Source organism: Stutzerimonas kunmingensis, from assembly GCF_900114065.1.
Classification (GTDB): domain Bacteria; phylum Pseudomonadota; class Gammaproteobacteria; order Pseudomonadales; family Pseudomonadaceae; genus Stutzerimonas; species Stutzerimonas kunmingensis.
In genome coordinates this window covers 336,469-356,694 of the sequence record NZ_FORS01000001.1, presented here as the reverse complement: position 1 = coordinate 356,694, position 20,226 = coordinate 336,469, and the positions used below count along the sequence as shown (strand labels likewise).

General features: G+C 66.0%; 22 protein-coding genes and 1 riboswitch. Of the genes, 17 read left to right on the top strand and 5 right to left on the bottom strand.

The window, feature by feature from the left end:
• Positions 1-11: 11 nt before the first annotated feature.
• The gene (locus BM275_RS01770) at positions 12-539 is read left to right on the top strand and encodes a C40 family peptidase (RefSeq protein WP_090519097.1); all 528 of its coding nucleotides are present in this window, start codon (positions 12-14) and stop codon (positions 537-539) included.
• Between the two features lie 192 nt (positions 540-731).
• Positions 732-1,985: a sodium:proton antiporter NhaD gene (nhaD, locus tag BM275_RS01765; protein ID WP_003297950.1), complete on the top strand. Its 1,254-nt coding sequence runs from the start codon at positions 732-734 to the stop codon at positions 1,983-1,985.
• A 24-nt stretch (positions 1,986-2,009) separates the two neighbouring features.
• Here the strand turns inward: nhaD and BM275_RS01760 are convergent, their stop codons facing one another.
• Positions 2,010-2,813 carry a metallophosphoesterase family protein gene (locus BM275_RS01760; RefSeq protein ID WP_045666577.1) on the bottom strand — a complete coding sequence of 268 codons (804 nt, stop codon included), beginning with the start codon at positions 2,811-2,813 and terminating at the stop codon, positions 2,010-2,012.
• A gap of 145 nt (positions 2,814-2,958) precedes the next feature.
• A riboswitch (cobalamin riboswitch) is annotated at positions 2,959-3,174 on the top strand.
• A gap of 118 nt (positions 3,175-3,292) precedes the next feature.
• Here BM275_RS01760 and btuB point away from each other — a divergent pair.
• The 13 genes from btuB (at position 3,293) to BM275_RS01695 (ending at position 15,486) form a co-directional block, all read left to right on the top strand.
• Positions 3,293-5,146, top strand: coding sequence for a TonB-dependent vitamin B12 receptor (btuB, locus tag BM275_RS01755; RefSeq protein ID WP_090519096.1), 1,854 nt, complete (start codon positions 3,293-3,295; stop codon positions 5,144-5,146).
• Positions 5,147-5,192: 46 nt separating this feature from the next.
• Positions 5,193-5,762: a hypothetical protein gene (locus tag BM275_RS01750; RefSeq protein WP_090519095.1), complete on the top strand. Its 570-nt coding sequence runs from the start codon at positions 5,193-5,195 to the stop codon at positions 5,760-5,762.
• Entirely contained in the window at positions 5,759-6,370 is a 612-nt protein-coding gene (cobO, locus tag BM275_RS01745; RefSeq protein ID WP_090519094.1) for a cob(I)yrinic acid a,c-diamide adenosyltransferase, read from the top strand. The genes BM275_RS01750 and cobO overlap by 4 nt, the downstream gene beginning before the upstream one ends.
• 124 nt (positions 6,371-6,494) lie before the next feature.
• Positions 6,495-7,787: a cobyrinic acid a,c-diamide synthase CobB gene (locus BM275_RS01740; RefSeq protein ID WP_090519093.1), complete on the top strand. Its 1,293-nt coding sequence runs from the start codon at positions 6,495-6,497 to the stop codon at positions 7,785-7,787.
• The gene (gene bluB / locus BM275_RS01735; RefSeq protein WP_090519092.1) at positions 7,784-8,431 is read left to right on the top strand and encodes a 5,6-dimethylbenzimidazole synthase; all 648 of its coding nucleotides are present in this window, start codon (positions 7,784-7,786) and stop codon (positions 8,429-8,431) included. Before BM275_RS01740 ends, bluB begins: the two co-directional genes overlap by 4 nt.
• A complete protein-coding gene (locus tag BM275_RS01730) occupies positions 8,428-9,228 on the top strand; it encodes a cobalamin-binding protein (RefSeq protein WP_090519091.1) in 801 nt (266 codons plus the stop codon). The genes bluB and BM275_RS01730 overlap by 4 nt, the downstream gene beginning before the upstream one ends.
• Complete coding sequence (gene cbiB / locus BM275_RS01725) at positions 9,225-10,136, top strand: adenosylcobinamide-phosphate synthase CbiB (RefSeq protein ID WP_090519090.1); 912 nt, start codon at positions 9,225-9,227, stop codon at positions 10,134-10,136. The genes BM275_RS01730 and cbiB overlap by 4 nt, the downstream gene beginning before the upstream one ends.
• On the top strand, positions 10,129-11,118 hold the full coding sequence (cobD, locus tag BM275_RS01720) for a threonine-phosphate decarboxylase CobD (protein ID WP_090519089.1): 990 nt from the start codon (positions 10,129-10,131) through the stop codon (positions 11,116-11,118). Before cbiB ends, cobD begins: the two co-directional genes overlap by 8 nt.
• The gene (locus BM275_RS01715; protein ID WP_090519088.1) at positions 11,115-12,572 is read left to right on the top strand and encodes a cobyric acid synthase; all 1,458 of its coding nucleotides are present in this window, start codon (positions 11,115-11,117) and stop codon (positions 12,570-12,572) included. The genes cobD and BM275_RS01715 overlap by 4 nt, the downstream gene beginning before the upstream one ends.
• A gap of 2 nt (positions 12,573-12,574) precedes the next feature.
• Positions 12,575-13,093 (top strand): bifunctional adenosylcobinamide kinase/adenosylcobinamide-phosphate guanylyltransferase, encoded by a 519-nt coding sequence (gene cobU, locus BM275_RS01710; RefSeq protein WP_090519087.1) that lies wholly within the window; start codon positions 12,575-12,577, stop codon positions 13,091-13,093.
• 27 nt (positions 13,094-13,120) lie between these two features.
• A complete protein-coding gene (gene cobT, locus BM275_RS01705) occupies positions 13,121-14,170 on the top strand; it encodes a nicotinate-nucleotide--dimethylbenzimidazole phosphoribosyltransferase (protein WP_090519086.1) in 1,050 nt (349 codons plus the stop codon).
• On the top strand, positions 14,167-14,745 hold the full coding sequence (cobC, locus tag BM275_RS01700; protein ID WP_090519085.1) for an alpha-ribazole phosphatase family protein: 579 nt from the start codon (positions 14,167-14,169) through the stop codon (positions 14,743-14,745). The genes cobT and cobC overlap by 4 nt, the downstream gene beginning before the upstream one ends.
• Before the next feature lie 9 nt (positions 14,746-14,754).
• Positions 14,755-15,486 carry an adenosylcobinamide-GDP ribazoletransferase gene (locus BM275_RS01695; RefSeq protein WP_090519084.1) on the top strand — a complete coding sequence of 244 codons (732 nt, stop codon included), beginning with the start codon at positions 14,755-14,757 and terminating at the stop codon, positions 15,484-15,486.
• Here the strand turns inward: BM275_RS01695 and BM275_RS01690 are convergent.
• Positions 15,483-16,418 carry a LysR family transcriptional regulator gene (locus tag BM275_RS01690; RefSeq protein WP_090519083.1) on the bottom strand — a complete coding sequence of 312 codons (936 nt, stop codon included), beginning with the start codon at positions 16,416-16,418 and terminating at the stop codon, positions 15,483-15,485. The genes BM275_RS01695 and BM275_RS01690 overlap by 4 nt on opposite strands.
• 131 nt (positions 16,419-16,549) lie before the next feature.
• On the opposite strand from BM275_RS01690, the gene BM275_RS01685 reads away from it, so the two are divergent.
• Complete coding sequence (locus BM275_RS01685; RefSeq protein ID WP_023444367.1) at positions 16,550-16,954, top strand: RidA family protein; 405 nt, start codon at positions 16,550-16,552, stop codon at positions 16,952-16,954.
• A gap of 6 nt (positions 16,955-16,960) precedes the next feature.
• Here the strand turns inward: BM275_RS01685 and modC are convergent, their stop codons facing one another.
• From modC to modA, 3 genes are read right to left on the bottom strand one after another with little or no spacing between them, the layout of a single operon-like run.
• A complete protein-coding gene (modC, locus tag BM275_RS01680) occupies positions 16,961-18,058 on the bottom strand; it encodes a molybdenum ABC transporter ATP-binding protein (RefSeq protein ID WP_090519082.1) in 1,098 nt (365 codons plus the stop codon).
• Positions 18,055-18,759, bottom strand: a complete 705-nt coding sequence (gene modB, locus BM275_RS01675) for a molybdate ABC transporter permease subunit (RefSeq protein ID WP_179484568.1) — start codon at positions 18,757-18,759, stop codon at positions 18,055-18,057. Before modB ends, modC begins: the two co-directional genes overlap by 4 nt.
• Complete coding sequence (gene modA, locus BM275_RS01670) at positions 18,740-19,498, bottom strand: molybdate ABC transporter substrate-binding protein (protein ID WP_046620012.1); 759 nt, start codon at positions 19,496-19,498, stop codon at positions 18,740-18,742. Before modA ends, modB begins: the two co-directional genes overlap by 20 nt.
• 148 nt (positions 19,499-19,646) lie before the next feature.
• Between modA and BM275_RS01665 the strand changes: the two genes are divergently transcribed.
• Complete coding sequence (locus BM275_RS01665; protein ID WP_090519081.1) at positions 19,647-20,195, top strand: glutathione peroxidase; 549 nt, start codon at positions 19,647-19,649, stop codon at positions 20,193-20,195.
• Positions 20,196-20,226: the final 31 nt, after the last annotated feature.

The window sequence follows — 20,226 nt, the reverse complement described above, 5'->3', positions numbered from 1 at the left end:
ACCGCTCTGCCATGCACTATCCGGCTCGTCTCACGCTCGTTGTTCTGACTGTGCTACTGACCGCCTGTGCCGGACAGGCACCCACGCCGCCGGTCGTGCAGACACCCAGGGTCCACCAACAGCCCGTACCTGGCGCCGCTGAAGACGTGCTGTTCAGTGCGATTGGTCTGGTCGGCACCCCTTATCGCTGGGGTGGCAATACGCCGGATAGCGGTTTCGACTGCAGTGGCCTGATCGGCTACGTCTACCGCGGCGCAGCCGGCATCCAGCTCCCTCGCACCACTCAGGCCATGAGCAATCTGCGCGGCCCCTCCGTACGGCGCGACGCATTGCAGCCCGGTGATCTGGTGTTCTTCGCTACCAGCGGTGGGCGCCGGGTCAGCCACGCGGGCATCTACGTTGGCGAAGACCGCTTCGTTCACGCGCCATCTTCTGGCGGCACGGTACGCCTGGACAGTCTTACCGCCGGCTACTGGCATAAGAGTTATCTGGGCGCTAAGCGCGTGCTCGACCAGGAGCAACTGGCCCGCAACCCCTGAGCGTCATCCGCATAGAACCCCCGTCGTAGACGTCCTGTCTTTAGTCGTACTCACATGCTGAAACATTCCCCGTTTGACATGCGGTGATTTCGCTCGCCTGGCGCTTTGGCTACCATGCGCATCCCCAATTCCTCCCCGTGCGTCGTTCGGTCGCGCACAGCCCCTTTTTCCCCACTTCCCATTAGGTGAGATATGCCTGAATTGCTGACGTACGTGCTGATTGCGCTGGCGGTCGCGGCGCTGCTTGGCGTCGTGCTCGAAGAAATTACCCACGTGAACAAGGCCAAGGTGACGCTGTTCTTCGGCACCCTGGCCTGGCTGCTCTTGTTCATCTTCACACCGGTGGGCGAGGCGCGCGAAACCGTGCTGGAAAGCCTCAACGAGAACATCGCCGAGATCGCCGGGCTGTGGATCTTCCTGGTGGCGGCCATGACCTTCGTTGCCTACCTGAACAAGAAGGGCATGATCGAGAACCTGATCTATCTGGTGTTGCCCAAGCGGATCAGCGAGCGGGCCTTGCTGTTTCTCACAGCGACCTTCTGCTTCGTGTTCTCGTCGCTGGCCGACAACATCACCGCGACGCTGGTCTCCATCACCCTGATTCTCTCGCTGCAGCTGGATCGGGCGAAGACCATCAAGTTCGCTACCTTGGTGGTTTTCTCCGTCAACTCCGGTGGGGTCGCGCTGATTACCGGCGACGTCACCACGCTGATGATCTTCCTCGCTGGCAAGGTAGCGATCCTCCAGCTGCTGGCACTGGCCGTGCCGGCATTCGTCGCGGTGATGGTGCTGGCCGCCATGCTGTCGATCGGCATGAAGGGCGAGGTGGTGGTACAGGGCCAGCGCAACGATGTGCGCGGTGTCGACGTGGCGATTGCACTGATCTTCCTGTGCACCATCCTCAGCACCATTGTCGGCAACTTCCTGTTCCAGATCCCGCCGGTGCTGACCTTCCTCGCCGGCCTCTCGGTGATGTTCCTGGTTGCGCGCTTCTTCAGCGACGACAACGACTCCGATCCGATTCTCGAATACGTGCGCCAGGTGGAGTTCGAGACGCTGTTCTTCTTCCTCGGCATCCTCCTGCTGGTCGGCATGCTCAAGGAGATTCGCGTGCTCGACGGGCTGGTGCATATCTATGACCAGGTACCGGCAGTGATGGCCAACTACCTGATGGGCGTGATGTCGGCGGCCATCGACAACGTGCCGCTGACCGCAGCGCTGCTGAAATCCGGGCTGGAAATGGGTGTCGCCGAATGGATGGTGCTGACCTATGCGGTCGGTGTCGGCGGCTCGCTGCTGGTGATTGGTTCGGCGTCGGGCATCGTCGCCATGAGCAAGGTGCCGGGGCTGACCTTCGGCAGCTACCTGCGCTACATGCTCTACCTGTTCATCGCCTTCAACATCGGCTTCGCCGGTGTCTATCTGGTCGGCCTGTCGGTGGGCTGACCGCGCTTCGCGTGCGAGCGCGGGTTACCAGCTCAGGTTGAAGTGCGAACCCAGCACGAAGCGACCGTCGAGCAGGTCCCAGCGCTCGACGCAGACCTTCTTCTGTTCGCCGGGATGCAGCTTCAGCCGGTTGAAGGAGTTCGGTGAGGTGCCACGCAGGCGGGTCGAGAGCGTGGTGCCGGCCTGCACCATCCAGATCTCCCGCGCGAGACCGCTGTACTGCTTGGACAACGGCAGCACGTAGGGCAGGTGGATGTGCCCGCCCATGACCAGGTCCAGCCCGTGCTCGGCCCAGCGCTGCAGCGCGAATTCGGCGCCGTGCTGCAGGTTGCTCAGATCGCTCGGCACCATCGCGCCGAATGGCTGGTGGGCCACCACGATGCGAATCTTGTGCGGGTTGCCATCGGCCAGCCGCTGCGCCACCCGCTCCACTTGTCGCCCCGTCACCACGCCGTCCTTGTGCCGGCGCGGATGGGTGGTATTGAGCCCGATCACCAGCATGTCGTCGTTCTCGAATACCGGTTCCAGCTCATCGCCGAAGTGTCGCCGGTAGTTGCTGTACGGCGTGAACAGGCGGGCGAAGAGGTTGTACAGCGGGATGTCGTGATTGCCCGGAATCACCAGCGTCTCGCCGACGCCATCGGCCTGCACGCGGCGCACGAAGGCGGCGGCACTGGCGAACTGCCCGCGACGGGCACGCTGGGTGATGTCGCCGGAGAACACCAGCAGGTCGGCCTGGTGTTCGCGTACATGGTCCTCCAGGGCCTGGACCACGGAAGGTTGTTCGGTACCGAAATGGGTGTCTGAAATCTGCACGATGCTGGTCATGGGCGTCGGATATGGGTCCTGGCTGATTGCTGGCATTGTTGCATTCGAAGCCTTTTGCCGTCCGCCGTTCCGAGCGCCGAGATGCAAGCGGAAATTGCAGGGCGCTGCGACAACCCCGCGGTTGCGCCAAGCCCGGCCTTGGACTAACCTCCGCGTCGCCTCAGGTGCCCCCTCTTCAGCGAGGGGGTGAAACAGGGAAGCCGGTCCATTCTCACGAAGATTCCGGCGCTGCCCCCGCAACGGTAGGCGAGTCGAGAAACCCTAATAGCCACTGTGCTCAACGCATGGGAAGGCGCGGTTTCGGGACGCCGCAAGGCGTACGCTCGCAAGCCCGGAGACCGGCCTGTCGCATTTCACTGACAGTGCGGCGGGCGCTGGGCGGGTGCATATCCCTCGCGGTATTCACTTCCTTTTGCGGTTCCTCCGTCTGTCTTCGTCGACTTTCAGTCGTGCGGGTGGGCACGACGGAGACCTGTACCTTGACTTGCAAGCCCCGTTTCAAGCCAGCGGCCTATGTGCTGCTCGGCAGTTTTCCCCTTTCCATTGGCCAGCTGGCCGCAGCCCCGCTGGATCTCCAGCAACAGGTGGTGACCGCCACCCGCACCGCGCAGACGGCTCAGCAGAGCCTGGCCGCGGTGACCGTGATCGACCGCGAGCGGATCGAACGCAGCCAGGCCAGTTCGCTGCCCGAGCTGCTCAAGCAGGTGCCTGGCGTTTCGCTGGCCAACAACGGCGGGCCCGGCAAGTCCACCTCGCTGTTCATGCGCGGCACCGAATCCGATCACGTGCTGGTGATGATCGACGGCATCAAGATCGGCTCGGTCTCGGGCGGCGGCGCGGCCCTGCAGGATCTGCCGCTGGAGCTGATCGAGCGCATCGAAGTCGTACGCGGCCCACGTTCCAGCCTGTATGGCTCGGAAGCCATCGGCGGGGTGATCCAAATATTCACCCGCAAGGGCCAGGGGCAGGGCGTCAAGCCGTTCTTCTCGGCCGGTTACGGCACCCATGACACCTACACGGGCAGCGTCGGCGTTTCCGGTGGTGACGGTCGTGGCTGGTACAGCCTGAGCGTCAGTGGCTCGGACACCGACGGCATCAACGTCAAGTCGGCGGACACCAGTGGCCACGAACGGGATGCCGATGGCTATCGCAACCTGTCCGCGACGCTGAGCGCCGGCTACCGCTTCGACAACTGCCTGGAGCTGGACGCCAACCTGCTGCAGGCCAAATCCCATAACGATTACGACAGCGTAAACCGGGCCCGCACGTCCGGTTTCGGCGCCAATGCCGATGGTGAGTCGAGGGTCTTCGGCACCCGTGCGCGCTTCAGTCCGCTGGAACCCTGGCTGGTGACGCTGCAGGCCGGGCGCAGCGAAGACAAATCCGATGCCTATCAGGACGGGCAGTTCTATTCACGCTTCGACAGCCGTCGCGACACGCTCAGCTGGCAGAACGATATTGAGCTGACTGCGGGGCATACGCTGATTCTGGGTGCCGATCACCAGCGCGACGAGGTCAACGGCACTACGCCGTATGCCGAGGATTCCCGGGACAACGACGGCTACTTCGCTCAGTACCTGGGCGAGCTCGGCCGCCATGACTGGCAGTTGTCGCTGCGACGTGACGACAACGAGCAGTTCGGCCAGCACGACACCGGCAACATCGGCTACGGCTATGCGCTGACCGACTGGTTGCGCGGCACCATCAGCTATGGCACGGCATTCAAGGCGCCGACCTTCAACGAGCTGTATTTCCCCGACTACGGCAATCCCGAGCTGGATGCGGAAACCTCCGAGAGCCTCGAAGTCGGCCTTGCCGGGCAGCATGGCTGGGGCCACTGGGCGGTGAATGCCTATCGCACCGTGGTCGATGACCTCATCGCCTATGACGCCAGCATTTCCGCGCCGGCCAACGTGCAGGAAGCGCGTATCCGCGGGGTCGAGCTGGTGCTCGGCAGCCAATTGTTCGGTTGGGACTGGAACGCCAACTACAGCCTGCTGGAGCCGGAGAACCGCTCCGCCGGGGCCAACCGCGGCAACGAGCTGGCGCGCCGGGCCAAGCAGCTATTCAACCTCAATGTCGACCGTCGGCTCGGTGCCTTCAGCGTCGGTGCCAGCCTGCACGCCGAGGGACAGCGCTACGACGACCTGGCCAACACCCGCGAGCTGTCCGGCTACGCCACTCTCGACCTGCGCGGCGAATACCGCATCACCCCGGAGTGGCGCCTGCAGGCGCGCGTCGCCAACCTGCTGGACGCCGACTACGAAACCGCCGAGGGCTACAACCAGCCCGGACAGGCCGCTTACCTGACCGTGCGCTACCAGGCGCTGTAAGACCGCGACGCGGGCATGTCGCCCGCGCCCACAGAAGGAGATTGCAATGATCAAGCTTGCCCCGAGATATCAGCTGCTGGTCGGCCTTGCGCTTGCTGCGCTGTTGGCCATGACCCGCGGACAGCATTTCGCCAGCGTCAACCTGCCGAGCGCGTCGTGGGCGGTGTTCTTCCTCGCTGGCGTGCTGGTGCGGCCGAAGTGGGTGTTTCCGGCACTGTTTCTCGAGGCTTCGCTGCTGGATTTCGCCGCCATCCAGTGGGCCGGTGTAAGCGACTGGTGCATGTCGCCGGCCTACTGGATGCTGGTGCCGGCCTACGGTTCGCTGTGGCTGGGCGGTCGCCTCTATGCCCGCTGGCACCGTGACCAGTTCAGCAGCCTGGCGACCTTGGCGCTGTGCGTGATGGCGAGCGCCTTCGTTTGCTACCTGTTCTCCGGCGGCGGCTTCCTCTATTTCTCCGGACGCTACCCGGAGCCGACGCTGGCGCTGCTGGCCGACCGCATCGCCACCTATTACCCGCGCTACCTGTCGACCCTGGCGCTGTATGTCGGCGTCGCCGCGCTGCTGTTCGTCGGCCTGCGCGCCTGGGCCGGGCAGCGTGACGAGGCCCGCGCATGAGTGAGTCCAGCGAACGCGACGATCGCCACAGGGCGCGCATGCAGCGCAAGAAGGCGCTGATCGACGAGAAGATCGCCGAGGCGCAGGACGAGTACGGCCTGCTGCTGGTGCACACCGGTAATGGCAAGGGCAAGAGCAGTTCGGCTTTCGGCATGGTGGCGCGTGCGCTCGGCCATGGCATCAAGGTCGGCGTGGTGCAGTTCATCAAGGGCGCGGCCAGCACCGGCGAGGAGGCGTTCTTCCGGCGCTTCCCGGACGAGGTGCGCTACCACGTGATGGGTGAGGGCTTCACCTGGGAAACCCAGGATCGCCAACGTGACATCGCCAAGGCCCGCGAAGCCTGGGCGGTCGCAGCCGAGCTGCTGGCCGATCCCGAGATCGGCCTGGTGGTGCTCGACGAACTGAACATCGCGCTGAAGTACGGCTACCTGGAGCTGGCGCCGGTGCTTGCCGACATCGAGTCGCGGCCGCTGCTGCAGCACGTGGTGGTCACCGGCCGCGGCGCCCCGCCGGGTCTGGTCGAGGCGGCGGACACCGTCACCGAGATGGCGTTGGTCAAGCATGCGTTCAAGGCCGGCGTTAAGGCGCAAAAAGGCGTCGAATTTTGATGCCGGCGCTCAAAGCATTCACGGACCGTTGCATAGGGTGGATGACGTCTGTTTCCTCCACCATCGGCGTGGTCGGTGGATGGGTGAAGCGTCATCCACCCTGCGATGCTGATGAGAGGCCGCGATGACTAGTAGAAACTGCCCGGCACTGTTGATCGCCGCACCTGCTTCCGGCCAGGGCAAGACCACCGTCACTGCCGCTCTGGCGCGGCTGCATGCGCGGCAGGGCAAGCGCGTGCGGGTGTTCAAATGCGGGCCGGACTTCCTCGATCCGATGATCCTCGCGCGTGCCAGCGGCAAGCCGGTCTATCAGCTCGACCTGTGGATGGTCGGCGAAGAGGAGTCGCGACGCCTGCTCTGGGAAGCGGCGGGCGAGGCCGACCTGATCCTGATCGAAGGGGTGATGGGCCTGTTCGATGGCGCGCCCTCGGCGGCCGATCTGGCGCGGCGCTTCGGCGTGCCGGTGCTGGCGGTCATCGACGGCTCGGCCATGGCGCAGACCTTCGGCGCCATGGCGCACGGGCTGAGCAGCTTCCAGCCGGACCTGCCGTTCGACGGCGTGCTGGCCAATCGGGTCGGCAGCGCCCGGCATGGCGAGATTCTGCGTGACAGCCTGCCGGAGTCGATCCGCTGGTACGGCGCCCTGCCGCGCAGTGTCGAGGTGGAGCTGCCCAGTCGGCACCTGGGGCTGGTACAAGCCGAGGAGCTGGCTGATCTGGACGCCCGTCTGGATGCCGCCGCCGATGCTCTGGCACTCAGTGCGGACACCGAGTTGCCTGCCCCGGTCACTTTCGCCGCGCCGGCCAGTGCGCCGCTCGAACCGCTGCTGGCGGGTGTACGCATCGGCGTCGCACGCGATGCGGCCTTTGCCTTTCTCTATCAGGCCAATCTCGACCTGCTGCAGGCGTTGGGTGCCGAGTTGCTGTTTTTCTCGCCGCTGCGCTTTGCTCGCTTGCCGGCCGTGGACAGTCTCTATCTACCGGGCGGTTATCCCGAGCTGCACCTGCGCGGTCTGTCGCGCAACCGCGCCATGGCCGAGGCGATCCGTGCGCATCATGAAGCGGGCAAGCCGATCCTCGCCGAGTGCGGCGGCATGCTCTACCTGCTCGACGGGCTGACCGATCGCGGCGACGAGCGCGCGCAGATGCTCGGCCTGCTGCCCGGCGAGGCGCGCATGCACAAGCGTCTGACCGCCCTGGCGCTGCAGGAAGTGGAGCTGCCGGAAGGGCGGCTGCGCGGGCACACCTTCCATCATTCAGCGCTGGAGTCGCCACTCGAGCCGCTGGCTCGCGGCGAATGCCCGAACTACAAGCGCACCGCCGAAGCGGTCTATCGCCGGGGGCGGCTGACGGCATCCTACATCCACCTGTACCTGCCGTCCGATCCGGCAGCCGCCGCGGCGCTGTTCCGGCCATGAGCGCGCATGCCTTCAGCCAGCAGGAGCGCGCGGCGGTCTATCGTGCCATCAGCGAGCGTCGCGACATGCGTCATTTCGCCGGCGGCGAGGTGGCACCGGAGCTGCTGTCGAGGCTGCTCAACGCGGCACACCAGGCACCCAGCGTTGGCCTGATGCAGCCGTGGCGCTTTGTCCGCATCACCCGCGCCGAGTTGCGCACGGCCATCGCCGATCTGGTCGGTGAGGAGCGCCAGCGCACCGCTCAGGCGCTCGGCGAACGTTCCGCCGAGTTCATGCGGCTCAAGGTGGAAGGCATCGAGGATTGTGCCGAGCTGCTGGTTGCCGCGTTGATGGATGGCCGCGAGCAACATATCTTCGGCCGCCGCACGCTGCCGGAGATGGACCTCGCCTCGCTGGCCTGCGCGATCCAGAACCTCTGGCTCACGGCGCGGGCGGAAGGTCTGGGCATGGGCTGGGTGTCACTGTTCGATCCCGACGCGCTGGCCGCCTTGCTCGGCATGCCGGACGGTGCCAAGCCGGTGGCGATCCTCTGCCTCGGGCCGGTGCATGAGTTCTACCCTGCACCGATGCTGGCACTGGAAGGCTGGACCACGCCGCGACCGCTGCACGAACTGGTTTTCGAGAATGCCTGGGAGGCGAAATGAGCAAGGGGCCGCAGCGCATCGTCTGCCTGTCCACAGAGACCTGCGAAACGCTTTACCTGCTGGGCGAGCAGGCGCGCATCGTCGGCATCTCCGGCTTCACCGTGCGCCCGCCGCAGGCGCGCAAGGAGAAGCCCAAAGTCAGCGGCTTCACCAGCGTCAAGCATGAGCAGATTCTCGCCCTCGAGCCGGACCTGGTGCTCGGCTACAGCGACCTCCAGGGCGACATGCTCGCCGAGCTGGCACGCGAAGGACTGGAGGTGCACCTGTTCAACCAGCGCGATATCGCCGGCATCCTGCGCATGATCGAGACCCTCGGTGCGCTGGTGCACGCTGGCGAGCGCGCGCGAGCGCTGATCGCCGAGCTGCAGGCGGGGCTGGATGCCATCCGCGCCAGCGCGGCCGGCTTGCCGCGCCGGCCGCGGGTGTATTTCGAGGAATGGAACGAGCCGCTGATTTCGGGCATCGCCTGGGTCAGCGAACTGATCGAACTGGCCGGTGGCGAGGACTGCTTCGCCGAGCTGGCATCGTTCAAGCGCGCCAAGCAACGCATCATCGAGGACCCGCAGGAAGTGGTGCGCCGCGCGCCGGAGCTGATCGTCGGCTCCTGGTGCGGCCGCCGTTTTCGCCCGGAACAGGTTGCCGCTCGGCCAGGCTGGCAGGCTATTCCGGCGGTGCGCACGGGCCAGCTGCACGAGATCAAGTCGCCGGACATCCTCAACCCCGGCCCGGCGGTGCTGACCGACGGCGTACGCCAGCTGCATGCGCTGATCAGTGCCTGCGCGCAGGGTGCCGAGTGAGTCTGTTCCTCACCGTCAGCGCGGCGCTGCTGCTGGATGCGTTGCTCGGCGAGCCGAAGCGGGCACATCCACTGGTAGCCTTCGGTCGCCTGGCCGATCGCCTGGAGCAGCATTTCAACGGATCTGCGGCGCGCGGCTGGCGCAGCCACGGGGTGACCGCCTGGTGCCTGGCGGTGCTACCGCTGACCTTGCTGGCCTGGCTGCTCAGCCTGTTACCGACCGTCGGCTGGCTGGTGGAGGTCGTAATGCTCTATCTGGCCCTGGGCCTGCGAAGTCTGGGCGAGCATGCACTGCCGGTGGCGCAGGCGCTGTGGCGGCATGATCTGCCAGAGGCACGCCGCCGCGTCGGTTGGATCGTCAGCCGCGACACCACGCAGCTGGACGAGGAGGGCGTGGCCCGTGCGGCCACCGAGTCGGTGCTGGAGAACGGCAGCGATGCGGTGTTCGCCGCGCTGTTCTGGTTTATCGTCGCCGGTGCGCCGGGTGTGGTGCTGTACCGCCTGAGCAATACGCTGGACGCCATGTGGGGCTATCGCAACGCGCGCTTCGAGCGCTTCGGCTGGGCCGCGGCGCGCATCGACGACGTGCTCAACTACCTGCCGGCACGGCTGGTCGCGCTGACCTATGCATTGCTCGGGCGAACCCGCCGCGCGCTGCGTTGCTGGCGCACCCAGGCGCCGCTGTGGGACAGCCCCAACGCCGGTCCGGTGATGGCGTCCGGGGCTGGTGCGCTGGGTGTGGTGTTGGGTGGCGCCGCCATTTATCACGGTGAAGTGCATGCGCGGCCAGAGCTGGGCCGGGGCAAGGCCCCACAGGCGCGGCATATCGAGCATGCGCTGGACCTGGTCTGGGGTGGCGTCGGCGTCTGGCTGCTGACACTGCTGTTTGGTGGCTGGCTCTATGCTTGAGCACGGTGGACGTTTGCGCGCAGCCGCACAGCGCTACGGCATTCCGCTTTCGGATTGGCTCGACCTGTCCACTGGCATCGCCCCTTATCACCCGCCGTTGCCGAGCATTTCCAGCTGCGCCTGGACACGTCTGCCAGAGCCTGAAGATGGCCTGGAAGTAGCGGCCCGGCAGTACTACGGTGCGCGCGCGGTGTTGCCAGTGGCCGGTTCGCAGAGTGCCATTCAGGCCTTGCCGCGTCTGCGCGGGCTGGCGCGGGTCGGCATCGTTTCGCCCTGTTACGCCGAGCACGCCGAGGCCTGGCGCCGCCTCGGCCATCGGGTCGTCGAACTCTGCGAGGCCAGCGTGCCGCGTGCACTGGATCAGCTCGACGTGCTGGTGGTGGTCAACCCGAACAATCCCACCGGCCAGATGATCGCGCCGCAGCGTCTGCTGGAATGGCGCAGCGATCTGGCGGCCTACGGCGGTTGGCTGGTGGTGGATGAGGCGTTCATGGATTGCACGCCCGAGCACAGCCTGGCCGCGCATAGCCACCTGCCGGGACTGGTCGTGCTGCGCTCGTTCGGCAAGTTCTTCGGCCTGGCTGGCGCGCGACTGGGCTTCGTGCTGGCTCATGCCGGCCTGTTGCGTTCCCTCGCCAGGCTGCTCGGCCCCTGGACGGTGAATGGCCCGACGCGGCAGCTGGGCGCAGTGCTGCTGGCTGATCAGTCTGCTCAGCAGCGCCAGCGCGAATGCCTGCACTGCGACGGCCAGCGTCTGACCGACCTGCTACGCCGCCATGGCCTTGCGCCGCTGGGCGGCTGCGCACTGTTCCAGTGGTGGGTCAGCGACGACGCTGCGCTGCTGCATGACTTTCTCGCCCGTCGCGGCATTCTCACGCGGCTTTTCGCTCAGCCTTCCAGCGTGCGCTTCGGCGTGCCGACCGATATTGGTTGGGCGCGGCTGGAGCAGGCTCTGCAATTTTTCAGGGAGCAACATCCATGACGACGCTGATGGTGCAGGGCACCACCTCCGACGCCGGCAAGAGCACGCTGGTGACGGCGCTGTGCCGCTGGTTGGCACGCCAGGGGGTTGCCGTCGTGCCGTTCAAGCCGCAGAACATGGCGCTCAACAGCGCGGTGACTGCAGATGGCGGCGAAATCGGCAGGGCTCAGGCCGTACAGGCGCAGGCGGCGAACCTTGCGCCGCACACCGACATGAATCCGGTGCTCTTGAAGCCCAACAGCGACATCGGCGCCCAGGTGATCATCCATGGCCGCGCGGTGACCAGCATGGATGCCGCCGCCTACCATGACTACAAGCGCGTGGCGATGCAGGCGGTGCTCGACTCGCACCAGCGGCTGTCCGCGGCTTATCGCGTGGTGATGGTCGAGGGCGCCGGTTCGCCCGCGGAGATCAATCTGCGCGCCGGCGATATCGCCAACATGGGCTTCGCCGAGGCGGTGGATTGCCCGGTGATCCTGATCGCCGATATCGACAAGGGTGGGGTGTTCGCCCATCTGGTCGGCACCCTAGCGTTGCTCTCGGAAAGCGAGCAGGCGCGGGTTCAGGGCTTCGTCATCAACCGTTTTCGTGGCGACATCGCGCTCTTGCAGCCGGGTCTCGACTGGCTGGAGCAACGCACCGGCAAGCCGGTACTGGGCGTGCTGCCGTACCTGATGGATTTCCATCTGGAAGCGGAGGATGCCATCGACGTGCGCCAGTCCGGCAAGGCCGGCGACGCGCTGAAGGTGGTGGTGCCGGTGCTGCCACGCATCAGCAATCACACCGACTTCGACCCGTTGCGCCTGCACCCGCAGGTCGACCTGCAGTTCGTCGGTCCCGGGCAGCCGGTGCCGCCTGCCGATCTGATCATCCTGCCCGGCTCGAAAAGCGTACGCGCCGACCTCACCTGGCTGCGCGCCAACGGCTGGGAAGCAGCAATCCAGAAGCACCTGCGCTACGGCGGCAAATTGCTGGGCATCTGTGGCGGCCTGCAGATGCTCGGCACGCGCATTGCTGATCCGCTCGGGCTGGAAGGTCCGGCGGGGGAGAGCGAGGCGCTTGGGCTGCTGGATTTCGACACGGTTCTTGAGACGGACAAGCAGTTGCGCAACGTCACCGGCCGGTTGCTACCGGGCGGCGTGCCGGTCAGCGGCTACGAGATTCATGCCGGCGTCAGCAGCGGCCCGGCCCTGGAACAGCCAGCGGTGCAGCTCGACGATGGCCGCTTCGATGGCGCCATCAGCGCCGACGAGCAGGTGCTCGGCACCTATCTGCACGGCCTGTTCGAAGGCCCCGAGGCCTGTGCTGCGCTGCTGCGCTGGGCAGGCCTCGATGCGGTGGAAACTGTCGACTACCACGCGCTGCGCGAGCGCGACATCGAGCGCCTCGCCGACCTGGTCGAGACACATCTGGATACCGCGCGGTTACGCGCGCTCTGCGGGCTGGAAGACTGAGCATGCTGGAACTGATTCTTGGCGGCGCCCGCTCGGGCAAGAGCCGCTTTGCCGAGCGTCTGGCTGGCGATAGCGGCCTGGCGGTTACCTATATCGCCACCAGCCAGCCGCTGGACGGCGAGATGACCGAGCGCATCGCCCATCACCGTGAGCGGCGCCCGGCGCACTGGACACTGGTCGAAGAACCCCTGCAACTGGTGCGGGTGCTGCGCGAGCAGGCTGCCGCGAATCGCTGCCTGCTGGTCGACTGCCTGACCCTCTGGCTAACCAACCTGCTGATGCTGGACGACGCGGCGCGGCTCGCCGAGGAGCGTGATGCCCTGCTCGAATGTCTGGACGGGCTGCCGGGGCGGATCCTGCTGGTCAGCAACGAGACCGGCCTCGGCGTGGTGCCGCTGGGCGAGCTGACCCGTCGCTATGTGGACGAGGCCGGCTGGCTGCACCAGGCCGTGGCGGAACGGGCGCAGCGGGTGACCTTTATGGTCGCCGGGCTGCCCATGACATTGAAGAACGCACATTGAAGAACGCACATTGAAGGAAGCGCATTGATGCACGAGTGGTGGAACGAGCCATGCCACATGCTGGATGAATCCGTGCGCGCCCAGGCATTGGCGCGCCAGGACCAGTTGACCAAGCCACGTGGTGCGCTCGGCCAGCTCGAGGCCCTGGCGGTGTCGCTGGCAGCCATGCAGGGCAGCGAGCGGCCGCAGGTCGAGCGCCTGCATGTCAGCGTGTTCGCCGGCGATCACGGCGTGGTGGAAGAGGGTGTTTCGGCTTATCCGCAGTCAGTGACCGGGCAGATGCTGCGCAATTTCGTCGGCGGCGGGGCTGCACTGAGCGTGTTGTCGAAGCGCCTGGACGCGCCGCTGGAGGTGATCGACCTGGGCACGGTGGAACCGCTTGAACTGGATGGCGTGAGCCATCTGCGACTCGGCCCCGGCACGGCCAACCTGGCTCGCGAAGCGGCGATGAGTGACGAGCAAATGCGTCTGGCCCTGGCAGCCGGACGCGACAGCGCGCAGCGTGCCGCGCAAGGCTCTGCCCAGCTGTTCATCGGTGGCGAAATGGGCATCGGCAACACCACCAGCGCCAGTGCCTTGGCTGCCGTGCTGCTGCCGCGCTCGCCGTTGACCCTGGTCGGGCCGGGCGCCGGGCTCGATCTGGCCGGTGTTCGACACAAGGTTCAGGTGATCCAGGACGCGGTTCGGCTGCACGCCGAGCATTGTGTCGCGCCGCTTGAAGCCTTGCGCCGACTGGGTGGTTTCGAGATCGCGGCGCTGGCGGGTGCCTATCTGCGCTGCGCGCAGCTGGGCATCGCGGTACTGGTCGACGGCTTTATCTGCAGCGCTGCCGCGCTCTGTGCGGTGCGGCTGAATCCGGCCTGTCGGCCTTGGTTGATCTTCGCCCATCGTTCTGCCGAGCCCGGCCATCTGGCGGTGCTGGAAGCACTTGGCGCCGTGCCGCTGCTCGATCTCGGCTTGCGTCTGGGGGAAGGCAGTGGTGCGGCGCTGGCCGTGCCGCTGTTGCAGCAGGCCTGCGCGCTGCACAACGAAATGGCGACGTTCGTCGAAGCCGAAATTTCGGACCGAACTGCATGATCACGAGCATCGATCTGCTGCGCCATGGCGAGACCGAGGGGGGCGGTGGCTTTCGCGGCAGCCTCGACGATGCGCTGACTGAGCGTGGCTGGCAGCAGATGCGCGATGCGGTTGCTGGCGCCGGTCCCTGGGACGTGCTGGTCAGCTCGCCGCTGCAACGCTGTGCCGCCTTCGCGCGGGAGCTGGCCGCACAGCACGGCCTGCCGCTGCAACTGGAGCCGGACTTGCGCGAGCTGCATTTTGGCGACTGGGAAGGCCGTAGCGCCGCCGATCTGATGCAGCACAGCGCCGAGGCGCTCGGCCTGTTCTGGGCCGATCCCTATGGTTTTACGCCGCCTGGCGGTGAGCCGCTGGCGCAGTTCGAGGCGCGCGTGCTGGCTGCCATCGACTGCCTTGGGCAGCGCTTTGCCGGCCAGCGGCTGTTGGTCATCTGTCATGCCGGCGTGATGCGCCTGCTGCTGGCGCGTGCGCGCGGCTTGCCAAGGGAGCGGTTGCTGGATGTGGTTGTGGCCCACGGTGAGTTGCTGCCGCTCAACGCTTCTCCGGCGGGCGAACCGGCCGCCGTCGAGGTATAGGACCTGCCGATGCTGCCGCTATTGATCGCCCTGCAATTTCTCACCAGCCTGCCGATCCGCTTGCCGGCAATGCCGGAGCCCGAGCAGCAGGGGCGTTCATTGCTGTATTACCCGGTGGTTGGTCTGTTGCTCGGCGCGTTGCTCTGTCTGGCCGCGTTTGTGCTGGATGGGGCTGCACCGCTGTTACAGGCGGCCTTGCTCCTCACCCTCTGGGTTGCGCTGACCGGCGGCCTGCACCTCGATGGCCTGGCCGACAGCGCCGACGCCTGGCTGGGGGGCTTCGGCGACCGCGAGCGAACGCTGCAGATCATGAAGGACCCGCGCAGCGGGCCGGTCGCCGTGGTGGTCCTGGTGCTTCTGCTATTGCTCAAGTTCAGCGCGCTGTTGGCGTTGCTCCAGGCGCAACAGTACTCCGCACTGTTGCTGGCGCCGGTGCTGGGGCGGGCCGCGCTGCCAGCGCTGTTTCTCTTGACGCCGTATGTGCGGCCCAACGGACTTGGTCATGCGCTAGCAGCGAATCTGCCGCATGGCGAGGCGAGGGGCGTACTGGCGCTGGTCGCGGTGGGTTGTTTGCTGTTCGGCAGCAGCGGGCTGATCGCCCTGTCGTTGGCTGCGGTGACGTTTATGCTGGCGCGTCGCGCCATGTTGCGCCGACTCGGCGGCACCACCGGCGATACCGCCGGCGCGCTGCTGGAGCTGGTGGAGTGCACGGTATTGGTAGGGCTGGCGCTGCAGCTCTAGCGGTCGGCCAGCGGTCGACGGTCGAGCACGGGCGCATGTTGCGCCATCAGTTCGATCACCCAATCGATGAACACGCGCAGCTTGGCACTGACATGTCGATTCGGCGGGAACGCCAGGTAAAGCGGCATTTCATCGAGCCGCCAGTCTTGCAGCAGTGGCAACAGCTCGCCGTTGGCCAGGTGCGTTCTGACCATGTACTCCGGCAGCCAGATGATGCCCAGCCCAGCCAGCCCCGCAGCTAGGCAGGCGTTGCCATCGTCCACGGCAAGCGCATAGCGGCCGTGCACCTGAACCTGCTCGTCCTGTCGCTGCATGACGTACGCCGTCGGTTTGCCGGTGCGCGCCCAGAGAAAGCCGACAACGCGGTGGTGGCTGTTTTCCAGCTCGCTTGGATGTGCCGGCACGCCGGCGCGTTCGAGGTAGCCGGGTGCCGCATAGACGCCCAGGCGCAGGTCGCCGACGTGGCGGGCGATCAGTGACTGGTCGGTGATTTCGCCACCGCGTACCACGCAGTCCACATACTCCCCGATCAGATCCACCCGCCGATCACTGACGCCCATGTCCAGCTGGATGTCCGGATACTTCGTATAAAAGGCCGGCAATGCCGGAATCAGGATCATCCGCGCCAGTGGGCTGGGGACGTCCACGCGCAAGCGCCCTCGGGGCACTGCCGCGGCGGCGGACAGGCTGGTTTCGGCGTCGTCCAGATCGGCCAGCAGCCGCAGGGCGCGCTCGTAATAGGCGGCACCGTCGGCGGTCACGTTGACCCGGCGCGTGGTGCGGTTGAGCAGCCTGACGCGAAGCCGCGCCTCGAGTTGCTGGACCTGCTGGGTGACGCTGGTCTTGCTGATGCGCAGGGTCTCGGCGGCCTTGGTGAAGCTGCCGGTCTCCACCACGCGAACGAAGGCCTGCATCGCATCGAAACGGTCCATCTGAACTCCCGCGGATTGTTTGGATTATGCAAATAGTGTTGAGCGACCTGGCGCGTTTATCCAGCGCTTTGCGACTTCTACAGTGAGGCCTTCATTCATCGGGTCGCTCCGACCCTTGCTGGAGGTTGCACATGACACCGCGTGACGTTGTTTTTCCGCCTGGCCGCCAGGCGCTCTACGAGCGCAATCGCTATTCCCCGGCCATCCGTGCCAATGGCTTGCTGTTCGTCTCCGGCCAGGTCGGCAGCCGTGAGGACGGCTCACCCGAACCGGAGCTGGAGGCACAGGTGCGGCGCGCCTTCGATAACCTGAACGCGATTCTCGGGGCTGCAGGCTGCACCTTCGACGACGTCATCGACGTCACTGTGTTCATGGTCGATCCGCAGGCGATCTTCGAGCGGGTCTGGAGCGTCGTGCCCGAATACTGGGGCGCTGCGCCGCATCCGACGCTGACCGCGGTCGGGGTTACCTGGCTTTACGGCTTCCAGTTCGAGATCAAGGTCATTGCCAAGCTGCCGGAACCGACCGAGGCTTGACTCGCCTCAGCCCAGCAGCGCCACCGTCTTGATCTGCGCCCAAAGCGCCTGACCGGGCGTAATGGCCAGCTGATCGGCCGAGCGCCGGGTGATGCGTGCCAGCAGCGGCGTGCCACCGGCATCGAGGCGGACCAGCACATGCGCCGGCGTATCGGCCGCGACCATGGCCTCGACCCGCGCCGGCAGGAGATTGGTGATGCTGCTGCCTTCGGCGCGCTGCAGCGCCAGGCTCACGTCCCGCGCGTGCACACGAAAGCGCAGGCGTTGGCCCAGGGCTTCCGGTCGTTGCGAGACCAGCACTTCACCGCCGGGAAAGCTCAGTTGGGTCAGGTGATACCTGGTGTCGTGCCCGGCAATCTCGCCTTCGATCACCACACCGGCGTCATCACTGAAGGCGGTTGGCAGGTCCAGCCGTGCCAGCGTCTCGCGCAACTCGCCCTGAGCGATGGCCCGTCCCTGTTCCAGCAGCACCACGTGGTCGGCCAGCCGCGCAACTTCGTCCGGCGAGTGGCTGACGTAGAGCACGGGGATATCCAGCTCGTCATGCAGGCGTTCCAGATAAGGCAGGATCTCACTCTTGCGCTTGAGGTCGAGCGCGGCCAGCGGTTCGTCCATCAGCAGCAGGCGCGGGCTGGTCAGCAGCGCGCGGGCGATACCGACACGCTGGCGCTCGCCGCCGGAAAGCCGATCCGGCATGCGCTCGAGCAGGTGATCGATGCCCAGCAGTTCCACCGCATGATCCAAGACAACACGGCGCTCCGCTGCCGCCACGCGGCGCATGCCGAATTCCAGATTGCGTCGCACCGACAGGTGCGTGAACAGATTGGCCTCCTGAAACACATAACCGATTGAGCGGCGATGCGGTGGCACGAACAGGTTCTGCGCGTTGTTCTGCCAACGCTCGCCATTGACGGTCAGCTGGCCCAGGCCTGAGCGCTCCAGGCCCGCCACGCAGCGCAGCAGGGTGGTCTTGCCCGAGCCGGAGTGACCGAACAGCGCGGTCACCCCGCGGCCGGGCAACTGCAGATCGACATCCAGGCTGAAGTCGGCATAGTCGAGGCGAAAACGTGCCTGGATTCCGCTGTGGGTTGTAGCGTCGTTCATCCGCGCCACCCTTGCTTCAGCCGGCTGCCATACAGCACCAGCAACACCAGGAAGGAGAACAGCAGCATGCCGCCGGCCAGCCAGTGCGCTTGTGCGTACTCCATGGCCTCGACATGGTCGTAGATTTGCACTGACACCACGCGGGTCTGCCCCGGAATGTTGCCGCCGATCATCAGCACCACGCCGAACTCGCCGACGGTATGCGCGAAACCGAGGATGCTGGCGGTGATGAAACCGGGACGGGCGAGTGGCAGCACCACACTGAAGAAGGTGTCCCAGGGGCCGGCGCGTAGTGTGGCGGCGGCTTCCAGGGGCCGCTCGCCAATGGCTTCGAACGCATTCTGCAAGGGCTGCACCACGAACGGCAGCGAGTAGAACACCGAGCCGACCACCAATCCGGCAAAGGTGAACGGCAGGGTGCCGAGCCCAAGACTCTGGGTGAACTGGCCGATGAAACCGTTGGGGCCCATGGCCACCAGCAGGTAGAAGCCGAGCACCGTCGGCGGCAGCACCAGCGGCAGCGCGACCACGGCCCCAATCGGGCCCTTCATGCGCGAGGTGGTGCGCGCCAGCCACCAGGCGATGGGTGTGCCGATCAGCAGCAGGACCAGCGTGGTCACGCTGGCGAGTTTGAAGGTCAGCCAGATTGCTGCCAGGGCCACGCTGTCCAGCGGCATGCTGCTACTCCAGCCCGTAGCCATAGGACTGGATCAGCGCGCGGATCTGCGGCTGCGCCAGGTAATCCAGCAGCGCTTTGGCTGCAGGGTTGTCTTGCCCTTTGGTCAGCAGCACGGCTTCCTGGCGGATGGCCGGGTGGATGTCGGTGGGCACAACCCAGCCCGAGCCGGTAGCGATCCGGCCATCCTTCGCCACTTGGGACAGCGCGATGAAGCCCAGCTGCGCATTGCCGCTGGCGACGAACTGGTGGGTCTGCGCGATATTTTCGCCCTGCACCAGGCGGCCGCTCAGGGTGTCGTTGAGCCCGAGATGTTCCAGTGTGGCCAGGGCGGCAGCACCATAGGGCGCAGTTTTCGGGTTGGCCATGGCGAGGTGGCGGAAATCGCCCTTGCGCAGCAGGTCAGGGCCGTCCTGCACCAAGCCCGCAGTCGGCGACCACAACACCAGGCGGCCAACGGCATAGGTGAAGCGGCTACCGGGTATAGCCGCGCCTTCCTGCTCGAGCCGCCCTGGCGTGGTGTCATCCGCTGACAGCAGGACCTCGAACGGTGCGCCATTGCGAATCTGCGCATAGAACTTGCCGGTAGCGCCGAAGGCAAGTCTGGCCTGGTGGCCGGTGTCACGCTCGAAGCGGCCGGCGATTTCCCGCATCGGTGCCGTGAAGTTGGAAGCGACCGCCACCTGCACCTGTGCTGCGAGGGCATTGCCGAACGGCAGCAGGAGGAGAGTCAGTGCGTAGCGGAGTGCTCGAGATGGATGCATGCGGCCTCGTTCGGTGAAGAGCGGCTGGGGCACATCATATTGCAGTTTGGCCGAGCTGTGATTGACCGGACGCGCTTCGGCCTGCGCGGGCATTGTCGCGGGCACGGCGGCGGAGTAGCGTTGTGAGCCCGCGACCGGAGAACTGGCCATGAATATCACTCGTCCCCTGGCGGCACTGTCGCTGGTCTTTGCCAGCGCCTCGGTGATTGCCGCCGAATGCCCGGCACTGCTGCAGCACGAGTTGCCCAAGCTGCGCTCCAAGGAAACCGTCGATCTGTGCAGCCAGTTCCAGGGCAAGGCCCTGGTGGTGGTCAATACCGCCAGCCATTGCGGCTTTACCGGGCAGTTCAAGGGACTCGAAGCGCTCTATCAACGCTACAAGGACGACGGCCTGGAGGTGCTCGGCGTGCCCTCGGATGACTTCTTCCAGGAGGCCGATGACGAGGCCGAGACGGCCGAGGTCTGCTACGTGAATTACGGTGTAACCTTCACCATGACCCAGACGCAGCCAGTACGAGGTGGCGATGCGACGCCGTTGTTTCGCCAGCTGGCAGAGCAGGCCGGAACAGCGCCGCGCTGGAACTTTTACAAGTACGTGGTCGATAGGGAAGGGCGCGTCGTCGCGCATTTTTCCAGCAAGGTGAAGCCGGATGACCCGCGGGTTATCGCTGCGGTGGAAAAAGCGCTGGCAAGGTAGAAAAGAAAAAGCCCCGGAGAACCGGGGCTTT

What these genes read in the sequence shown, in the direction of transcription:
- BM275_RS01685 (WP_023444367.1), top strand. Translation starts at nt 16,550, where the DNA reads ATGACACCGCGTGACGTTGTTTTTCCGCCTGGCCGCCAGGCGCTCTAC.
- modB (WP_179484568.1), bottom strand. Translation starts at nt 18,759, where the DNA reads ATGGCTACGGGCTGGAGTAGCAGCATGCCGCTGGACAGCGTGGCCCTG.
- modA (WP_046620012.1), bottom strand. Translation starts at nt 19,498, where the DNA reads ATGCATCCATCTCGAGCACTCCGCTACGCACTGACTCTCCTCCTGCTG.
- cobD (WP_090519089.1), top strand. Translation starts at nt 10,129, where the DNA reads ATGCTTGAGCACGGTGGACGTTTGCGCGCAGCCGCACAGCGCTACGGC.
- BM275_RS01760 (WP_045666577.1), bottom strand. Translation starts at nt 2,813, where the DNA reads ATGACCAGCATCGTGCAGATTTCAGACACCCATTTCGGTACCGAACAA.
- BM275_RS01665 (WP_090519081.1), top strand. Translation starts at nt 19,647, where the DNA reads ATGAATATCACTCGTCCCCTGGCGGCACTGTCGCTGGTCTTTGCCAGC.
- BM275_RS01740 (WP_090519093.1), top strand. Translation starts at nt 6,495, where the DNA reads ATGACTAGTAGAAACTGCCCGGCACTGTTGATCGCCGCACCTGCTTCC.
- nhaD (WP_003297950.1), top strand. Translation starts at nt 732, where the DNA reads ATGCCTGAATTGCTGACGTACGTGCTGATTGCGCTGGCGGTCGCGGCG.
- BM275_RS01695 (WP_090519084.1), top strand. Translation starts at nt 14,755, where the DNA reads ATGCTGCCGCTATTGATCGCCCTGCAATTTCTCACCAGCCTGCCGATC.
- cobU (WP_090519087.1), top strand. Translation starts at nt 12,575, where the DNA reads ATGCTGGAACTGATTCTTGGCGGCGCCCGCTCGGGCAAGAGCCGCTTT.
- cobC (WP_090519085.1), top strand. Translation starts at nt 14,167, where the DNA reads ATGATCACGAGCATCGATCTGCTGCGCCATGGCGAGACCGAGGGGGGC.
- BM275_RS01750 (WP_090519095.1), top strand. Translation starts at nt 5,193, where the DNA reads ATGATCAAGCTTGCCCCGAGATATCAGCTGCTGGTCGGCCTTGCGCTT.
- BM275_RS01690 (WP_090519083.1), bottom strand. Translation starts at nt 16,418, where the DNA reads ATGGACCGTTTCGATGCGATGCAGGCCTTCGTTCGCGTGGTGGAGACC.
- BM275_RS01715 (WP_090519088.1), top strand. Translation starts at nt 11,115, where the DNA reads ATGACGACGCTGATGGTGCAGGGCACCACCTCCGACGCCGGCAAGAGC.
- cobT (WP_090519086.1), top strand. Translation starts at nt 13,121, where the DNA reads ATGCACGAGTGGTGGAACGAGCCATGCCACATGCTGGATGAATCCGTG.
- BM275_RS01730 (WP_090519091.1), top strand. Translation starts at nt 8,428, where the DNA reads ATGAGCAAGGGGCCGCAGCGCATCGTCTGCCTGTCCACAGAGACCTGC.
- BM275_RS01770 (WP_090519097.1), top strand. Translation starts at nt 12, where the DNA reads ATGCACTATCCGGCTCGTCTCACGCTCGTTGTTCTGACTGTGCTACTG.
- bluB (WP_090519092.1), top strand. Translation starts at nt 7,784, where the DNA reads ATGAGCGCGCATGCCTTCAGCCAGCAGGAGCGCGCGGCGGTCTATCGT.
- cobO (WP_090519094.1), top strand. Translation starts at nt 5,759, where the DNA reads ATGAGTGAGTCCAGCGAACGCGACGATCGCCACAGGGCGCGCATGCAG.
- modC (WP_090519082.1), bottom strand. Translation starts at nt 18,058, where the DNA reads ATGAACGACGCTACAACCCACAGCGGAATCCAGGCACGTTTTCGCCTC.